General features: G+C 32.2%; 14 protein-coding genes. 5 read left to right on the top strand and 9 right to left on the bottom strand.

Going from position 1 to position 18,875, the window contains the following annotated elements:
* The first annotated feature begins 147 nt into the window (after nucleotides 1-147).
* The 5 genes from gltB to N508_RS00615 all read left to right on the top strand — a co-directional run bounded on the left by gltB (nucleotide 148) and on the right by N508_RS00615 (nucleotide 10,039).
* Nucleotides 148-4,560 (top strand): glutamate synthase large subunit, encoded by a 4,413-nt coding sequence (gltB, locus tag N508_RS00635; protein WP_023276148.1) that lies wholly within the window; start codon nucleotides 148-150, stop codon nucleotides 4,558-4,560.
* 19 nt (nucleotides 4,561-4,579) lie between these two features.
* Nucleotides 4,580-5,971: a glutamate synthase subunit beta gene (locus N508_RS00630; RefSeq protein WP_023276147.1), complete on the top strand. Its 1,392-nt coding sequence runs from the start codon at nucleotides 4,580-4,582 to the stop codon at nucleotides 5,969-5,971.
* 2 nt (nucleotides 5,972-5,973) lie between these two features.
* Nucleotides 5,974-7,209: an LL-diaminopimelate aminotransferase gene (locus tag N508_RS00625; protein WP_023276146.1), complete on the top strand. Its 1,236-nt coding sequence runs from the start codon at nucleotides 5,974-5,976 to the stop codon at nucleotides 7,207-7,209.
* A gap of 190 nt (nucleotides 7,210-7,399) precedes the next feature.
* The gene (locus N508_RS00620; protein ID WP_023275060.1) at nucleotides 7,400-8,338 is read left to right on the top strand and encodes a DDE-type integrase/transposase/recombinase; all 939 of its coding nucleotides are present in this window, start codon (nucleotides 7,400-7,402) and stop codon (nucleotides 8,336-8,338) included.
* 138 nt (nucleotides 8,339-8,476) lie between these two features.
* Nucleotides 8,477-10,039 (top strand): sigma-54 interaction domain-containing protein, encoded by a 1,563-nt coding sequence (locus N508_RS00615; protein WP_023276683.1) that lies wholly within the window; start codon nucleotides 8,477-8,479, stop codon nucleotides 10,037-10,039.
* A gap of 219 nt (nucleotides 10,040-10,258) precedes the next feature.
* Here the strand turns inward: N508_RS00615 and N508_RS00610 are convergent, their stop codons facing one another.
* The 9 genes from N508_RS00610 to N508_RS00570 are packed head-to-tail and all read right to left on the bottom strand — an operon-like array spanning nucleotide 10,259 to nucleotide 18,856.
* Complete coding sequence (locus N508_RS00610; RefSeq protein ID WP_023276684.1) at nucleotides 10,259-11,431, bottom strand: M23 family metallopeptidase; 1,173 nt, start codon at nucleotides 11,429-11,431, stop codon at nucleotides 10,259-10,261.
* A 12-nt stretch (nucleotides 11,432-11,443) separates the two neighbouring features.
* Nucleotides 11,444-12,100, bottom strand: coding sequence for a DedA family protein (locus N508_RS00605; RefSeq protein WP_023276685.1), 657 nt, complete (start codon nucleotides 12,098-12,100; stop codon nucleotides 11,444-11,446).
* Nucleotides 12,100-13,755: a DNA repair protein RecN gene (recN, locus tag N508_RS00600; RefSeq protein WP_023276686.1), complete on the bottom strand. Its 1,656-nt coding sequence runs from the start codon at nucleotides 13,753-13,755 to the stop codon at nucleotides 12,100-12,102. Before recN ends, N508_RS00605 begins: the two co-directional genes overlap by 1 nt.
* Nucleotides 13,749-14,606 carry an NAD(+)/NADH kinase gene (locus N508_RS00595; protein ID WP_023276687.1) on the bottom strand — a complete coding sequence of 286 codons (858 nt, stop codon included), beginning with the start codon at nucleotides 14,604-14,606 and terminating at the stop codon, nucleotides 13,749-13,751. The genes recN and N508_RS00595 overlap by 7 nt, the downstream gene beginning before the upstream one ends.
* A complete protein-coding gene (locus N508_RS00590) occupies nucleotides 14,607-15,389 on the bottom strand; it encodes a TlyA family RNA methyltransferase (protein ID WP_023276688.1) in 783 nt (260 codons plus the stop codon).
* A gap of 15 nt (nucleotides 15,390-15,404) precedes the next feature.
* Nucleotides 15,405-17,285 (bottom strand): 1-deoxy-D-xylulose-5-phosphate synthase, encoded by a 1,881-nt coding sequence (gene dxs / locus N508_RS00585; RefSeq protein WP_040637328.1) that lies wholly within the window; start codon nucleotides 17,283-17,285, stop codon nucleotides 15,405-15,407.
* On the bottom strand, nucleotides 17,282-18,175 hold the full coding sequence (locus N508_RS00580; protein WP_023276690.1) for a polyprenyl synthetase family protein: 894 nt from the start codon (nucleotides 18,173-18,175) through the stop codon (nucleotides 17,282-17,284). Before N508_RS00580 ends, dxs begins: the two co-directional genes overlap by 4 nt.
* The gene (xseB, locus tag N508_RS00575) at nucleotides 18,168-18,401 is read right to left on the bottom strand and encodes an exodeoxyribonuclease VII small subunit (RefSeq protein WP_023276691.1); all 234 of its coding nucleotides are present in this window, start codon (nucleotides 18,399-18,401) and stop codon (nucleotides 18,168-18,170) included. The genes N508_RS00580 and xseB overlap by 8 nt, the downstream gene beginning before the upstream one ends.
* A complete protein-coding gene (locus N508_RS00570; protein WP_023276692.1) occupies nucleotides 18,401-18,856 on the bottom strand; it encodes a peroxiredoxin in 456 nt (151 codons plus the stop codon). Before N508_RS00570 ends, xseB begins: the two co-directional genes overlap by 1 nt.
* Nucleotides 18,857-18,875: the final 19 nt, after the last annotated feature.

The raw sequence follows: 18,875 nt of genomic DNA, 5'->3' as shown, positions 1-18,875 counted from the left end.
ATTTTTTACAAAACTGTAAAACAAAAATATTAGTTTTACAATTTTTTCCAAAAAATTTTATAAAAAATCTTATTTTTACATAAAAAAATTATGGCATAGTTTTTGATTATAATAAATATTAAGGAATAAATAGTTAGGAGTATTTAAATGTATCCTGAAAATACAGGGCTTTATAACAGCCAATATGAAAAAGATGCCTGTGGTGTGGGGCTTATTGCTGATTTAGAAAATATACCAACACATCAAACTGTAAAAAATGGTATTACAATTTTAAAAAATTTAATGCACAGAGGAGCAACAGGCGGAGACCCTGAAACTGGTGACGGTGCTGGTATCCTTACTTCTCTGCCAGATGAATTTTTTAGAAAAGCAGTAAAAGAAAAACTGCCAGAATATGGCAAGTATGGTGTTGCTGTTATTTTTGGCGGAGAAAATATTGAAGATGATATTGAAAAAATTTTAACAGAAAAATGTGGCGAAATTATCTGCTGGCGGGATGTGCCTATTGATATTAATGCAGTAGGTAAAGCTGCAAGAGTTACATGTCCTAAAATAAGGCAAATATTTATAAAAAGTAAATATGATAATAATGCACAATTTGAAAGAAAACTTTTTACAGCAAGAAGGTTGATAGAAATTAAATTTAAAAATGTATATATATCTAGTATGTCATCAAAAAGTATAGTATATAAAGGGCTTTTTATGGCAACTCAGGTAGAAAACTTTTATCTGGATTTAAAAGATGATTCTTTTAAATCACCTATTGCATTAGTTCACCAAAGATACAGCACAAATACATTTCCTACATGGGAGCTTGCTCACCCATTCAGGTATATTGCTCATAATGGTGAAATAAACACATTAAAAGGTAATTTAAATAATCTTGCATGCAGAGAATTGCAGTTTTCATCAGAGCTTTTAGGAGAAGATTTAAAAGAAATTCTGCCTCTAATTAAAGATGGCCAAAGCGACTCTGCATCTCTTGATAATATGTTTGAACTGCTTGTTGCAAGCGGCAGAGATTTATGCCATGCAATGCTTATGCTTATACCACAGGCATGGGGCTCAAAATACCACATGGGTAAAGATGTAAGAGCATTTTTTGAATATAATTCAGCATTAATTGAACCATGGGACGGTCCTGCTGCTGTTGCTTTTTCAGATGGCATTAATGCTGGAGCAATACTTGATAGAAACGGACTTCGTCCAGCAAGATACACTGTTACTACTGATAATGTCTTAGTGCTTGCTTCTGAAACAGGTGTTCTTGATATTCCTGAAGATAAAGTGTTAAAAAAAGGCAGACTTCGTCCTGGAGAAATTATATACTGTGATTTAGAAAACCATAGAATTATATATGATGCAGCCGTTAAAAAAACTGCTGCTAGAAACCTGCCATATAGAAGATGGATTAATGAAAATAGAATATATGTTCATGGACTTTTTGAATCACTTTCCCCTGCTGAACCATCAAAAAATATTATAAAAAAGCAAAAACTTTTTGGATATACTAAAGAAGATTTTGATTTTATTATTAAACCAATGGCAGAAAAAGGAGCAGAAGCTGTTGGCTCAATGGGAAATGATGCTGCTTTGGCAGTATTAAGTGAAAAGCCACAGCTTTTATTTAACTATTTTAAACAGCTTTTTGCTCAGGTTACTAACCCGCCAATAGATTCTATAAGAGAAGATTTGGTAATGAGCCTTATTACATTTATTGGCAATAAAGGCAATATATTAGAAGATGGTGAACACCATGCAAGAGTAATTGAGCTTCCAAGACCAATTATTACAAATGATGAGCTTAAAAGACTTAGAAATATTAGTGAAGAAGGCTTTAAATCTGCTGTTATTAATATATCATTTAAAAACGATTTAGAGCAGTCTTTAAAAAATATTGCAGAAAAAGCTGTTGCAAAAGTAAAAGAAGGCTGTCCTATTTTAATACTCAGTGATAAAAATATTGAAGACGGATATACACCAACCCCGTCTCTACTTGCTGCTACTGCTGTAAACAAAGCATTATCAAAAGCAGGAATACGCTCAGAATCAGCAATTATTTTAGAAACAGGTGAAGCTAGAGAAGTTATGCACTTTGCACTGCTTTTAGGGTATGGTGCAACAGCTGTATGCCCTTACCTCGCACTTGAAAGCATATCTGCCCTTGTTGATGATAATGAAATAAAAGCAGATAGAGTTAAAGCTGCTGAAAACTATGTTAAAGCCGTTGATAAAGGGCTTTTAAAAGTAATGAGTAAAATGGGAATTTCCACATTAAGAAGTTATAGAAGCGGTCAGCTTTTTGAAGCAGTTGGCTTAAACAGTGATATTATAAAAGAATACTTTACAGGCACTGCAAGCCGTATTAATGGTATAGGTTTAAAAGAAATAGAGTATGAAGCATTAATTAGAAGAAAAGCAGCTGATGAAAATAATGACAATATGCTTTCTTCTGGCGGACTGTATCATTACAGAAAAGATGGAGAAAATCATTTATGGACACCTGAGAGCATAACATTATTTAGACAAGCTGTTCAAGGCAATAATAAAGAAAAATATAAATCTTATGCAAAACTTATTAATGAGCAGTCAAAACATTTATGCACATTAAGGGGACTTTTTGAATTTGCAACAGCAGTGCCTGTGCCTTTAGAAGAAGTTGAAAGTGCATCATCTATTGTTAAAAGATTCGTGACTGGTGCTATGTCACTTGGCTCTATCAGTCCAGAAGCTCATGAAACAATAGCTATTGCTATGAATAAATTAGGTGGAATGAGTAACTGTGGTGAAGGTGGTGAAGACCCAGAAAGATATAAACCTAATGCAAAAGGTGAAATTAGAAACAGTGCTGTAAAACAAATAGCAAGTGGCAGGTTTGGGGTAACAATAGAATATTTGACTAATGCAAAAGAACTGCAAATTAAAATGGCACAAGGTGCAAAACCCGGTGAAGGTGGTCAGCTTCCAGGTCATAAAGTAGATACTTTTATTGCAAAATTAAGACATTCTATGCCAAATGTAAGCTTAATTTCTCCTCCACCACACCATGATATATACTCTATTGAAGATTTAGCTCAGCTTATATATGATTTGCGTAACTCTAACCCAGAAGCAAGAATATCTGTAAAACTTGTTTCAGAAGCAGGTGTTGGCACAATTGCTGCAGGTGTTGCAAAAGCTCATTCAGATGTAATATTAATAAGTGGTCATGATGGTGGCACTGGTGCTTCTCCATTAACAAGCATTAAACATGCTGGTCTGCCTTGGGAATTAGGGCTTGCAGAAGCTCAGCAGACACTTGTTTTAAATAAACTTCGCGGCAGAGTAAGACTGCAGACTGACGGACAGTTAAAAACAGGCAGAGATGTTATTATTGCTGCCCTTTTAGGTGCAGAAGAGTTTGGATTTGCTACAACAGTTCTTGCAAGTTTAGGTTGTGTTATGATGAGGCAGTGCCATTCAAATACATGCCCTGTTGGTATTGCTACTCAAGATAAAGAGTTAAGGAAAAAATTTACAGGTAAAGTAGAATATATTGAAAATTTCCTTATGTTTGTTGCAGAAGAAGTAAGAGAATATTTAGCTGCTCTTGGATTTAGAACTCTTGATGAAGCTGTTGGCAGAAGTGATTTATTGCATATGAATAAAGCAATAGAATTTTATAAAGCTAAAAATTTTGATTTTTCAAAAATTCTGCATACTGTAAGCGGTAAAGAAATAAAATACAGCGGAACATCATCTTATGTGCTTGAAAACTATGATAGAGAATTTTTACTTGCTCCATTTAAAGAAAGTATTGAAACAGGTAAAACTAAAACTATTGATTTAGAAATAAAAAATATTAACAGAACTGTTGGAACAGAGCTTTCTCATAATGTGGCTAAAAAATACGGCTTAAAAGGTTTAGAAAATGATACTATCAATGTAAACTTTAGAGGCTGTGCTGGACAGAGCTTTGGTGCATTTTTATCACACGGTATCACATTTAATTTAGAAGGGGAAGCAAATGACTTTGTTGGTAAAGGTATTTCTGGCGGCAAAATCATTGTAAAACCAGCAAAAAATGCAACATTTAAAGCATCAGAAAATGTTATAGCTGGTAATGTTATTGGATATGGTGGCACAAGTGGTAAAATATTCTTAAATGGTCAGGCTGGTGAAAGGTTTGCTATTAGAAACAGTGGCTTTATATCAGTTGTAGAAGGTATTGGCGACCATGGATGCGAATATATGACAGGTGGCAGAGTTGTAATACTTGGCAATACTGGTGTAAACTTTGCAGCAGGTATGACTGGCGGTATTGCTTATGTTCTTGATATGAGTAATGACTTTGACTTACGCTGCAACACAAACTCTGTTGATTTAGAAAATATTGAGCCAAACAGTGATGATGAAAAAGAGCTTTTATCACTGCTGAATGAACATATTAAATATACAGACAGCCCAAAAGCAAAAGAAATAACTGCAGACTGGGAAAATTATAGAGATATGTTTGTAAAAGTATTTCCTGTTGATTATAAAAAAGCATTACAGTCAATGAAAGAAAACAGCAGCAACTAATTTTTGAGGATAAAAGATTATGAAAACTATACCAAGAATAGAAAATATATACAGACCAGAAGCTACTCGTGTAGAAGACTATAATGAAGTAGAAAGAAAATTTAATGCAGAAGAATTAACTATGCAGGCTTCAAGATGTATGGACTGCGGTATACCATTCTGCCATGGTCTTGGCTGCCCATTAGGCAATGTGATACCAGAAATGAATGAAGCAGTAAGAACTCTAAACTGGAAAAGAGCTTATGAAATATTAAGCAAAACTAGCAATATGCCAGAATTTACAAGCAGAGTATGCCCTGCCATTTGTGAAAATGCCTGCACTAAAAATATTGAAAATATACCAGTAATGATTAGACAGCTTGAAAAATCAGTTATTGAAAATGCTTTTGAAAATGGATATGTAAAGCAGATTATACCTGAAAATAAAAGCGGTAAAAATGTTGCAGTAGTAGGTGCAGGACCTTCAGGTCTTTATATGGCTTTTGAACTTTATAAAAAAGGACATAATGTTACTGTATATGAAAAAAGGAAATATGCAGGCGGACTTTTAAGATATGGAATACCTGATTTTAAACTTGAAAAAAATATTATTGAAAGACGCATTGATATTTTAAAAGCATCAGGAATAGATTTCCAATTCAATACAGAAATAGGCAAAGATATTGCTGCTGAATATTTAAATAAAAAATATGATGCAACAGTTCTTGCAATAGGAACACCTGAGCCTAGAGATTTACAAATTAAAGGCAGAAAATTAAAAAATATTTATTTTGCATTAGACTTCTTATCTGGACAGAATATGTTTATAGGTAAAGAAATAAATAAACTGCCTATTAATGTAAAAGGAAAAGATGTTGTAATTATTGGTGGTGGCGATACAGGAAGTGACTGTTTAGGAACATCTATTAGACAAAAAGCAGCAAATATTACTCAAATTGAAATTATGCCAGAACCGCCAAAAGAACGCTCTGCTTCAACTCCTTGGCCAGACTGGCCGTATGAGCTTAAAACATCATCAAGCCATAAAGAAGGCGGCACAAGGCTCTGGGCAAAAGTTGTAAAAGAATTTCATGGCACAAATGGAGCTGTTACAAGCATTGATCTAGTTGATGCTGCATGGGATTTTTCTCCAGATGGCAAACCTTTATCTTTTAAAGAAGTGGAAGGCACTCTTACAAATATCAAAGCAGATTATGTTTTTATTGCTATGGGCTTTTTAGGTGTTGATAATAACTCATTTATTAAAGATTTATATTTAGAAGCTGATAAAAGAGGCAGAGTTGAAGGTAATCCGTCACAAGGTATTTTCACATGTGGAGATATGAAAACTGGTCAGTCACTTGTTGTAAGAGCTATGGCAAATGCTAAAGAAACGGCAAAAGATGTTGATGATTATTTAAAAGGAGTTTAAAAATGGCAAAAATTAACTCTAATTATTTACTGCTTCCTAACAGCTATCTTTTTGCAGAAATAGCAAAGAAAATAAAAGCATATCAGAAAGCTAATCCAAAAGCAGATATTATTAAAATGGGTATTGGAGATGTTACACACCCCCTTACTAATTCAATAGTAACAGCGATGGAAAAAGCAGCAAAAGAAATGGCTGAAAGCTCTACTTTCAGGGGATATGGACCTGAACAGGGATATGATTTTTTAGTTAATGCAGTAATTAATGGAGAATATAAATCAAGAAATATTGATATAGCCCCAGATGAAATATTTATAAGCGATGGCTCAAAATGTGATATAGCTAATATTCAGGAAATATTTGATATTAACTCAACTGTTGCAATTACTGACCCAGTTTATCCTGTATATCTTGACAGTAATATTATGGCTGGCAGAAGCGGCAGATTAAATGATAAAGGATATTTTGAAAAAATTATTTATATGTCATCTACAAAAGAAAATAACTTTAAGCCATCATTTCCAGCAAAACATGCGGATTTAATCTATATCTGCTCGCCTAATAACCCAACAGGTGCAGCATTAACAAAAGCAGAGCTTAAATCATGGGTAGAATATGCACTTGAAAATAAATCTATTATTTTATATGACAGTGCATATAGTGCATATATTCAGGAAGAAGATGTATGCGGCTCCATATATGAAATACCTGATGCAAAAAAAGTGGCAGTAGAATTTAAATCATTTTCAAAAACAGCAGGATTTACAGGCATAAGATGTGCTTTTACTGTTGTGCCAAAAGAATTATATGCTTTTGATGATATGGGTAATAAAGTGGCACTTAATAAACTATGGAATAGAAGACAAACAACTAAATTTAACGGTGTATCATATATTACTCAAAGAGCAGCCGAAGCAGTTTATTCTGAACAAGGTATGAAAGAAACAAAAGAAGTCATTAAATACTATATGAATAATGCTGCCATAATCTTATGTGGATTAAAACAAGCTGGATTTGAAGCCTATGGCGGTGTTAATGCTCCATATATATGGTGGAAAATACCTGATGGAATTAAATCATTTGATTTCCTTGACATTTTACTTGAAAAATATCAGATAGTCGGCACTCCAGGGTCAGGCTTTGGACCGTGCGGCGAAGGTTATTTTAGATTAACAGCATTCAACAGCCAAGAAAAAACTAAGGAAGCAATGCAGAAAATATACAAGGCAGCTTCTAATTAGTTTATTCCTTCACCCCACCCTTAAAGATTTCATGGGTGGGGATTACAATTCTGTTTTTCTACTTTCAATATTCTATTTTATATTTTGTAAGATTATGAGACATATGTTACAAAAATAAGTATAAAAAAATACCTCTTAGTATATAGTATAAAATTAAGCAAAAAACTAAACTAAACTAAGAGGTATCACAATGAATAAAGTGATAATAACAGAAGAAATGCGATTTCGTCAACGGTTATGTGAGTATGCATTAAAAAAAGGAGCAACGAAAGCAGCCCGCAAATATCAAGTGAACCGTATGTTTGTATACAGGCATTTAAAGAAATATGATGGAACAGTTCAGAGTTTATCTTTTAAAAGTCGTAGACCAAGAACCAGTCCAAATAAGCATAGTAAAGAAGAGCTTGATTTAATATTTAACACATATGCCGAGCATGGTTTGTATGGTAATGCGGAGGTATATGTCAGACTTCTAGAAATTGGTTATAATCGTAGTTTTGGCAGTATGTGTATGCAGATAAGGAAGAAAGGCTTAAAGTCATTAAACAAGTCAAAAAAGAGCTATACAAGATATGAACCAATAACAGGTCAGTATATAGGCGACAAGGTTCAGATAGATATAAAATATGTTCCACAGGAATGTATAATGTTTTCCAGCTATGGTAAAAAATATTATCAGATAACAGCGATAGATGAATACAGCAGAATGAGAGTATTAGAAATAGTAGAAGAAAAAAGCACATTTGAAACAGGTAAGTTTTTAGACGAACTGGAAAGTAAATTTGGCTTTCCACTAAAAACAATTCAAGTGGATAATGGCTATGAGTTTGTAAATGATAAGGAAGTTACAAACAAGAAAAGCTATTTTGAAGAGACAGCTGAAAAGAAAGGATATACTATTAAACGAATAAGACCTTATTCACCTTGGCAGAATGGAAAGGTGGAAAGAAGTCATAGAGAGGATGGAAAAATTTTATATGCAAATAATAAATTCTATTCCAAAGATGAATTAATTAAGGCTCTTAAACAGCATGAAGATAGATATAATAATACTGCTAAAACATGCTTAAATTTTAAATCTCCATATGAGATTGTTATTGAAAATAAATTATTGCTTGATTTATATTAAGTTAAGATTTATTTTTTACTAAAAGTGTAACATTTGTCCTGTTAGTTAAGATACTTTCAATATTCTATTTTATATTTTCTCTTTACAATTTTGTAAAATTTAATTATAACCTATTATTCAAATCAATAAGGATTATAAATGGCAGGCAGAAAATCTATTCAACAAGAAGAACATTCATTAAATTCAAAAATTACAGTATTACAGGAAATAAGCTATGCTATTGTTCATAAAAAAAATATTAGTGAACTTTTACACCAAATATTAGAAATATTAAGTTCACGCCTTAATATGATACGCGGCACATTAACCATTGTAAAACATAATAAATTATATATTGAAGCAACTCATGATTTGCAGGATGCAGAAAAAAAACATATTTCATATAATATAGGTGAAGGGATAACTGGACATGTAGCAGAATGCGGCAGACCACATTTAATTGAAGATATTGTTCAAGACCCAAGATTTTTAAACAGGCTTGGTGCAAGAGATAAAGATGAGAAAATTGCATTTATATGTGTGCCTATAATTAATATGGAAAGAGTTATAGGCACTTTAAGTGTTGATAGAGTAATGGATGAAAATGCCGACTTGCAAAAAGATTTAAAATTTTTAGAAATTGTTGGAAATATTGTTGGTGAAGCACTAATGGCTGTTATTGCAGAGCATAATGAAAAAGAACAGCTGATACACGAAAACAAACAGTTAAGAGATATGCTTGATGACAGCAATCCACCTGCATTAATAGGCAACTGCAAAAGCATGCGGGATATATACGCATTAATTAAGCAGGTAGCAGCAAGTGATGCAACAGTGCTTCTTCGCGGAGCTTCTGGCACGGGTAAAGAAATGGTTGCAAGGGCAATAGTTTCATTAAGTGATAGAAATAATAAACCATTTATCACTTTAAACTGTGCCGCTATTCCTGAAAATCTTGTAGAAAGTGAGCTATTTGGACATGAAAAAGGTGCATTTACTGGTGCAGTTGCAAGGCGAATAGGACATGTAGACAAAGCAAACACTGGAACATTGTTTCTTGATGAAGTTGGTGATTTATCCCTTGCTTCACAAGTGAAATTACTAAGATTTATCCAAGAAAGAACATTTACAAGGCTAGGCAGCAGCCAAACATTAAAATCTGATGTGCGGTTAATTGCTGCTACAAGTAGAAATCTTGAAGAAATGATTGCAAATGGACAGTTTAGAGAAGATTTATATTACAGGCTTAATATTTTCCCTATTACTATGCCTGATTTAAATTCTAGAAGAAGTGATATTATTCTTTTAGCAGAACATTTTATTGAAAAACATAATATAAAATATAAAAAAAATATTAAAAGGCTTTCTACTCCAGCTATCAATATGCTTATGAGTTATCACTGGCCAGGCAATGTAAGAGAGCTTGAAAACTGTATTGAAAGAGCAGTTATTACAGCAACAGATGACTGTATACATGGATATAACCTGCCAGCTTCTTTGCAGACTGGTAAAACATCTAATTCTTCGCTTCTTCCTGATGGTGCAGTATCATTCAATACTCTTGTAGATTCTTATGAAAGAGAACTAATTGTAGAATCATTAAAAAGAAACCATGGAAATATGTCTGCAGCTGCAAGAGATTTAGACTTATCCCCAAGAGTAATACATTATAAAATAAGAAAGTTAGGTATAACACCAGAATGGTATCAAGATAAAGTGTAATTGGACTTATTCAAAAATTTTGTATTACACTTATTTTTAGCCTGATTTTACAGGCAAAAAATATAAATTATATATTACATTATTGGATAATATATTTAAATTAGTAGTTATTAACTGTTTCTATAATAAACCTAATAATTACATATAAATAATTTTAAATATTATAAAAGCCCATTAATATGGGCTTGTATTTAATTATATTTTAATCATAATCTAAACTTAAAACTGCATTACAGCCATTGAGCTTACAGGCGGCACTGTATAAAGCGGGCTGTTTTGTGCATACATAATATGAGACATATCAAGTTTATCAAAATATGATGCAGCAAATTCTAAAAATGCAGAAACATCATCTTTTTTTAATGTTTTAGGTGTTGCTACAAATTTTAACGGATTTAACCATGTGCCATTTTTTCTTATGCGATAATCAAGGTGTGGACCAGTTGAATAACCTGTTGAACCAACATAACCAATAATCTGACCCTGCTCCACATGACTTCCCTGTTTTATAGCTCTATTAAAACCATTTAAATGAAGATAAAATGTTTCATAACCATTTGGATGGCGAAGTGCAATATAATTACCATTGCCTTTTGAACGGGATTTGATTTTTACAATACCACTTGCTGTTGCTTTTACTGGTGTCCCTGTTGGTGCAGCATAATCAACACCATAATGAGGTCTGTGATATCCTAACACTGGATGCAGTCTTGATGTAGTATATCTTGAAGAAATACGGGAATAATTTAATGGAACACGAAGAAAACCACGCTCCAGTCCCTCCCCTTTTTCATTATAGTAACCTTTATTTTTATTGCCATCATTATAATACACTGCTCTTTTTAATTTGCCTTGATTATAAAAATCAGCAGCAACAATTTTACCATAACCTGCATATTTATTTTTGATAAATTTTTTCTCAACTAATACAATAAATTTATCTCCTGGTCGTAAATCTTTAAAAAAATCTATTTCCCATTCAAAAATACTTGCCAGATTTGCAGCAAGCTCTGCATCTTCACCAGCTTTATACATTGCATCAAATAAGTTTGTTTCTATAGTTCCCCTTACAAGAACATTCATCATATCATACTGATATTCCTTTATATTTACTTTTGTTGAGCCATCAGGCATATGCTCTATTATAATCTCTTTATCAAGAGCAGCATTCAAAGTAACTTTGTTAGGTTCTAATGTTAATTTCATACCAGGTTTCAGGATAAATCTTTTATAATCTTTTTTTATCTGTGCATTTATTTCTGCCATTTCCTGCGGAGTAAATCTGTCTGATAAAATACCATAAAGAGTATCTCCTGATTTTACTTCATAAGTTTCAGCATAAACAAAAAAAGCTGAAAATAAAAATAATAATACAGTTAATAATTTATACATCTATACACCTGACTATGAGATTGTTTCTCTTTTTTTATGATATTTATATATTATCATATAAATAATTACAAGCAAAATTAATGCCGGAAATATAAAATACATAATATAGTCAATATTTTCTTTAATAATATCTATATTATTTCCTACAAAATATCCAACATAAGCAAGCACTGTACACCAGATAGCTGCACCTAAACCTGTATAAAATATAAATTTTTTTAAATTCATACGAACAAGCCCTGCAGGAAATGATATATACTGCCTGATAACAGGAATAAGCCTGCCTACAAAAGTGGTTATTTCGCCATGAGTATTAAAAAACACTTCAAATCTAGCAAATTTTTCTGTATTTATGAAAAAATACTTTGAATATTTAAGTAGAAAATCTCTTCCAAAACGAGAGGCAATCCAGTAGTTTAATAATGAGCCTAGTATTGAACCCACTATACCTGATAATATTACTAAAAATATATTCATTTGCCCAAGAGATGCTAAATAACCTGCAGGAGGAACAACAACTTCACTTGGAAATGGAACAAAAGAACTTTCAAGAGCCATTAATAATATTACACCTGCATAACCAAGCCTGCCAACAGTATGCACTAAAAAAGTAACTACAACTGCACCAATACCTAATATATCATGAAATAAACTTTTTATTGCTTCCACTAAATACTGCCTCTGTTTATCATATCTTCAGCCTGCTGCATTGCTGTTGGTGTTGCTTCACCAGAAATCATTGTTGCTATAATATTTATTTTTGCTGCTTTGTCAAGTTTTAATATGTTTGTAGAGGATATTCCATCTTTTTCTGATTTTGAAATATGAAAATGGCTGTCACCCATTGCTGCAACAACTGGCAAATGAGTAATAACAATTATCTGTTTTTTTTTGCTTAATTGTTTTAATTTTTTTGCAACACTTTGTGCTGCCTTACCACTGATACCAGTATCTATTTCATCAAACAGCATTGTGCCTACATTATCAAAATCTGCAAATACTTCTTTTAAAGCAAGCATAACGCGGGATACTTCACCACCTGAAGCAACTGTAGCAAGTGGTGCAGGTTTAAAGCCAGCATTAGTTAATATAAAAAATTCTGCACTAATACCACCAGAATAATCTAAATCACCATTTTCTTTAAATACAACTTCAAATTTAGCAGAATTTAATTCTAATTCATGTAATATATTTTCTGTTTTTTTACTTAGTTCAGCAGCAGCTTTTTTTCTTGCATCATTTAATATTTTACTGCTTTTTAACGCTTCTTCTTTTAAAAGCATAACATCTCTTTCAAGTTTAGAAGTAATATCTTCTTCTCCATTAATTTCTGCTAAATCTTCTTCTAATTTATTTTTATATTCAATTACATTTTCCAATGAACCGCCATATCTTTTTGATAAATCCTGCAGCTTATATTTCCTGTCTATTAAACTATTTAATTCTTCTGGTGTTGTTTCCTGCTCTTCTTCACTTAAAAGACTTGTAATTAATGATGATGCTTCATTAATACTTGTTAATGCAGCCTGCAGGAATTCTTCTGCCTTTTGAGCATCCTGCGACATATTACTTATACTGTTAATAGTCCTGATTGATTTTTCAATTAATTCCGATGCTGTGATTTCTCCATCGCTTAAAGCATCTATTGATGAAGTAACAGCCTCTCTTACTTTTTCTATGCTTGATAAAAATTTTATCTTTTCTTCTATTACTGCATCTTTTTCTAAATCAATATTATAAGACAGGATTTCATTATACTGCATTTTATACATTTCCTGCATCTTTATAATATTTTCTCTATTCTTTTTTAAATCTTCCAGTTTATCAAGTTTATCTTTATATGCTCTATATTTACTGCTGAAATCATCTTTTAAATTATTATCCACAAAAAAATCTACAAAGGATAAGTGTTTTGCAGGGTTAAATAAAAACTGGTTTTCATGCTGACCGTGAATATCTATTAAAGATTCAGAAATATCTTTAAGCCTGTTTACTGGTGCAGCCTTTCCATTAATAAATGCTTTATTTTTACCATTTTCATCAGTTTCTCTTGATATTATAAGCTCATCTTCAATTTCATACTGCTCTATTAATTCTGGTGCAATATTTAAATCATCACAAAAAATACTTTCTGCAGAAAACTTTTCCTGCTGGTTTCTAGGCGTTACTCTGCCAAGCCTGTCTCCTGTTAGATATTTTAAGGCCCCTACAAGCACAGATTTACCAGCACCAGTTTCACCAGTAATAATATTTAATCCTTTTTCAAACTCTAAACTAACTTTTTCTATAACTGCTATATTTTTTACGGCTAGATATGTTAACACGGTATGCCTCCCCAGCCAAGTTTATCTCGTAGTATACTGTAATAATTTCTATCCTGCGATACAGCTAAATGCAAATCACATGATGAGCGGGAAACTCGCAGAATACTTCCGCTGTTAAACGGACGGACAATCTGTCCATCATAAGTTGCATAACATTCCACATTACTTGTTTCTATACGAATATCTATTATACTTGTTTTTGACAGAACAATAGGGCGAATATTTAAAGCATGCGGACATATTGGAGAAAGTATTATTGAATCTAAATCAGAGTGAACAATAGGACCACCTGCTGAAATTGTATAGCCTGTAGAGCCTGTAGGGGTAGAAATTATTGCACCATCTGAACGATAGCGTGTTACAAAACTATTATCAATAAAAATACTTAATTCTATCATTCTTGATGGGGCACCCTTATTTATAACGATTTCATTTAACGCTTCTTCTTCAAAAATATTTTCCCCATTTTCTAATATTATTCCTGCAACTTTCATACGGCGTTTAACAATTAATTTCTTTTCTATAAAACTATTAATAATTTTTTCAAAATTATCAATATTATATTCCATAATAAACCCTAACCTGCCAAGATTAAAGCCAAGCACAGGAACACTTAAAAATCTAAACATTCTTGAAGCATAAAGCAAAGTGCCATCTCCACCTAAAACTATTACTAAATCTGCCTGAGAACGCATATAACTGATAGAATAGCTTTCTTTATTAATAACAAGCCTTTCAACAGTTTCTTTTTCAAGCAGTGGCGTTATACCCTTTGCTTCTAATATTTGAATAACTTTTTCTACTGTATTTTTTACTTCGCCTTTTGGTTTTACAATTAATGCTGCTTTCACTTACACTGTAACCTTTTCAATTATATTTTCTATATCATTATTTTCATATATACCTTTATACACAAAATAAGACAAATATTCAATATTACCTTTTGCACCAGTTATACATGATTTTGTTATATCTATAAAGGAAAAATTATATTCTTTTGCAAACTCTATAACTTTTTTGATTACTCTTTTATGGATATTTTTATCACAAACTATGCCACCTTCTTCTACTTCATAACGCTCTGCTTCAAACTGAGGCTTTATAAGTGCTATAAATATAGTGCCCTGCCTGCAAAAATTAACTGCATTAGGAATAATAGAGCATAGTGAAATAAATGACACATCAGTAACTATAAAATCACAATATCTGTTTACTTTTTCAAATTCAAAATATTTAAAATTAGTATTTTCAAAAGAAATAACTTTTTCATTATGGATAAGTTTATTATGCAGCTGAGCAGTGCCAGAATCTACTGCAACAACACATTCTGCACCTTCCTGCAGACACACATCAGTAAACCCACCAGTTGATGAGCCTATATCCATAACAAAAGCATTCTGCATATTTAAGTTAAATGTATCTACTGCATGTTTTAATTTTAAGCCGCCACGGCTGACATAAGGCAGCCTGTCTTTAAGCCTTACTACTGAATCAAAAGGCACTAAATCACCAGCTTTATCTATACGCTTATCATTAGCTACAGCTAAACCTGCCATTATAAACCTTCTTGCTTCATCTATATTTACTGCAAGTCCTTTTTCTACCAGCAGCTCATCTATCCGTTTTTTCTTCATATTATATGAAAATTATTAAGCCTGATGAATGCAGTCTTTTATAGTATTATAAAGGCTTTTCCAATCAAGACCTGCATCTTTTCGTAAATCAGAAACTGTGCCATGTTCAAAAAATTCATCACTTATGCCAATAGTCCTGCATGGTATATATATGCCACTGTTATTTAATAAAGAAACAATCATCTCACCAGCACCACCTATTAGTGAACCTTCTTCTATTATTACAACAAAAGATTTATCTTTTAAAATATTTAATAAATATTCTGTATTAAGTGGTTTTATAAACCTAAGGTTAATAAGTGTAATATCAAGACTTTCATCAAGCAGTTTTTTATATGCAGTATAAACTTCACTGAATATATGCCCAACAGAAATAACTGCTGTTTTTCCTTTATCAGAAATAACTTCTGGCTTTCCAAGCTCCAGTTTATTATATATCAGCTCTTGATTATCATATACACTGCCCCTTGCATATCGTATAGCAACAGGTTTATTTAATTCATAACTTAAATCAAGCATTGCTTCCAGCTCATGCCTATCTTTTGGCAGCATTATATTTAAATTTGGAACAGTCTTTAAATATGCAATATCATATATACCATGATGAGTTGAACCATCTGCACCTACAAAACCACCTCTGTCTACACATATCGTAACAGGAAGTTCTGCTATTGCTATATCATGAATAATCTGGTCATAAGCACGCTGTAAAAAAGTAGAATAAATGGCACAATATGGTTTCATACCAGCAATGGCAAGTCCTGCTGAAAATGTAACAGCATACTGTTCTGCAATACCAACATCAAAAAATCTATCAGGGAATTTTTCTGCAAAGCTTCTAAGCCCAGTGCCATCACCCATTGCTGCTGTTATTGCTGCAATATTATTATATTTTTCTGCCATAGATAATATTTTTCTGCCAAAAACATCTGTCCATGATAAAGCATCACATTTATTCTTTGCAGCACCAGTTTCTTTATCAAAAGCTGAAACACCATGGAAAACATCAGGACTTTTTTCGGCAGGCACATAACCTTTGCCTTTTTTTGTTGCAATATGAACTAAAACAGGCCTTTTTTGCAATTTTGCATTGGATAGAGCTTTTTCTATATCTTTTACATTATGCCCATCTATTGGACCTATATATCTTATACCTAAATTTTCAAAAAATGCTCCAGGAGATAACATACCTATCATAACATTTTCCATTTTTTTAGATATTTTTAATACCGCATCACCAAATGGAGCTTTTTCTGCTGCATTTTTAAAATCATACCGCATTTTTGTTGCCAGAACACCTGTTAATGATTTAGAAAGATAAGACGAAAAGCCGCCAACATTTGCACTAATAGACATTTCATTATCATTAAGAACTATAATAATATTCTTTTTAAATACTCCAATGTTATTTAAAGCTTCTAAAGCTAAGCCACCAGTTAAAGCACCATCACCAATAACAGCTACTGCCTGCCCTTCTTGATTTAATATTGAGTTTGCAAGAGTAATACCTATTGCCGAAGATATAGATGTGCTTGCATGACCTGATATACATGTATCATATATGCTTTCTTCAGGTCTTGAAAAACCGCTTATCCCTTTATACTGCCTAAGTGTATGAAAAGAATTAAGTCTGTCAGTTAATATTTTATAAGCATAGGACTGATGGCTAACATCCCATATGATTTTATCTTTTGGCAAATCAAAAACACGCAGTAATGCAATAGTAAGTTCTACAACTCCAAGGCTTGGTGCAATATGACCGCCATTTTTAGATGTTACATCAATAATTAATTCTCTGGTTTCTTTTGCAACTTTTTCTAAATCATTATAAGATAAATGTTTAATATCATAAGGCAGATTTAATGATTGCAGAAACTCTGCATTACTATTTTCTATGATTTACGCTCCATAATAAATTCAGCAATAGAAAGCAGTGTATCAGCTTTATCACCAAAACTTTCTAAACTTTTACATGCTTTATCTATATACTGCTCTGCTTTATTTTTTGCACCTTCAAGAGAATAAACAGCAGGATATGTAGCTTTATGACTGTTTATATCTTTTTGAATATTTTTACCAAGTGTTTCTGATGATGAAGTAATATCTAAAATATCATCTATTACTTGAAAAGCAAGTCCTGCATATCTGCCAAATGAAATAAGCTGCTCAATTTGTTTATCATCTGCTCCGCCTGCTATACCACCTAAATATACAGCACATTCTATTAAAGCAGCAGTTTTATTTTTATGTATAAATTCCACAAGTTCAGATGTTGCTTTCCTGCCTTCTGCTGCTATATCTGCATATTGACCGCCAACCATACCTAAATCACCAGCTGCAAGAGCCAGTTTATACACTGCATTAACACGAATATTATCTGGAATATTTGGAGATACTGTATAGTCTGACATAATTTCAAATGCTTTTGTAAGAAGTGCATCACCTGCTAAAATTGCTTCTGCTTCACCAAAGGCAATATGATTAGATGGTTTTCCTCGTCTCATATCATCATTATCCATAGCTGGCAAATCATCATGAATTAATGAATAAGTATGAATCACCTCAATAGCTGCTGCAAATGGTGTAACATAATCATAATCATCTGAAAATATACCATAAGAAGCATATACCAATGCTGGACGCAGTCTTTTACCACCTGCAAATAAGCTGTATCGCATACCTTCTGTTAATTTTACAGTATAAATTGAAGAATTTACAAACTTCTTATCTAAAAAATGCTCCACCCTTTCAGAGCTTTCTTGAAAAAAAGACAATATATTATTCATTTGTTTTCAAATCACTTGTAATTATGTTGCCGTTATCATCTTCTTCCATAACTACTTTTACAGAGTTTTCAACTTCTTTTAAAGCTTTACGGCATTCTTTTGAAAGGTTCATTCCTTCCTGAAAAAGTTTAACAGTTTCTTCTAATGAATGTTCTTCTTTTTCTAATGCTGTAACAATATCTTCTAATCTTTTTAAATTATTTTCAAAATCTACAACAGCTTTCATTATAAAGCACATCCTAATACTTTTTTTGCATGACCACTTGCTTTTACTTTATAAAATGCTTCTTCTATTATGCCTTCTTCATTAATTATAAATGTAGAGCGGATTATACCTTTATAAACTTTGCCATACATAGTTTTATCACCATAAGCAAAATATGCTGATGAAACAGTATTTTCTGGGTCGGATAATAAAGTCACTTTTAAATCATGGTCATTAATAAATTTATGGTGTTTTTGAATACTATCTGGGCTTACACCAAAGATTTGGATATTTTTATTTTTAAAATCATTTATTAACTGGCTGAATTCTACTGCTTCTTTTGTGCAGCCTGATGTGTTATCTTTTGGATAAAAATATAAAACATATTTAGAGCCTTTTAAACTTTCATTTGATACTATACCCCCGCTGCTACTTTCAAGTTCAAAAGATGGTGCTTTATCTCCTTTTTTTAACATAATATTCTCCTTTTAGTTA

This window comes from Mucispirillum schaedleri ASF457 (genome assembly GCF_000487995.2).
In the GTDB taxonomy this organism is placed as follows: Bacteria; Chrysiogenota; Deferribacteres; order Deferribacterales; family Mucispirillaceae; genus Mucispirillum; species Mucispirillum schaedleri.
Note: the sequence above shows the minus strand (reverse complement) of the source record. Positions and strands in the feature narration are given on the sequence as shown.

Bases quoted from the DNA above. Each gene is read 5' to 3' on its own strand.
- gltB (WP_023276148.1), top strand. From the start codon at position 148: ATGTATCCTGAAAATACAGGGCTTTATAACAGCCAATATGAAAAAGAT.
- N508_RS00630 (WP_023276147.1), top strand. From the start codon at position 4,580: ATGAAAACTATACCAAGAATAGAAAATATATACAGACCAGAAGCTACT.
- N508_RS00625 (WP_023276146.1), top strand. From the start codon at position 5,974: ATGGCAAAAATTAACTCTAATTATTTACTGCTTCCTAACAGCTATCTT.
- N508_RS00620 (WP_023275060.1), top strand. From the start codon at position 7,400: ATGAATAAAGTGATAATAACAGAAGAAATGCGATTTCGTCAACGGTTA.
- N508_RS00615 (WP_023276683.1), top strand. From the start codon at position 8,477: ATGGCAGGCAGAAAATCTATTCAACAAGAAGAACATTCATTAAATTCA.
- N508_RS00610 (WP_023276684.1), bottom strand. From the start codon at position 11,431: ATGTATAAATTATTAACTGTATTATTATTTTTATTTTCAGCTTTTTTT.
- N508_RS00590 (WP_023276688.1), bottom strand. From the start codon at position 15,389: ATGAAGAAAAAACGGATAGATGAGCTGCTGGTAGAAAAAGGACTTGCA.
- N508_RS00580 (WP_023276690.1), bottom strand. From the start codon at position 18,175: ATGAATAATATATTGTCTTTTTTTCAAGAAAGCTCTGAAAGGGTGGAG.
- xseB (WP_023276691.1), bottom strand. From the start codon at position 18,401: ATGAAAGCTGTTGTAGATTTTGAAAATAATTTAAAAAGATTAGAAGAT.
- N508_RS00570 (WP_023276692.1), bottom strand. From the start codon at position 18,856: ATGTTAAAAAAAGGAGATAAAGCACCATCTTTTGAACTTGAAAGTAGC.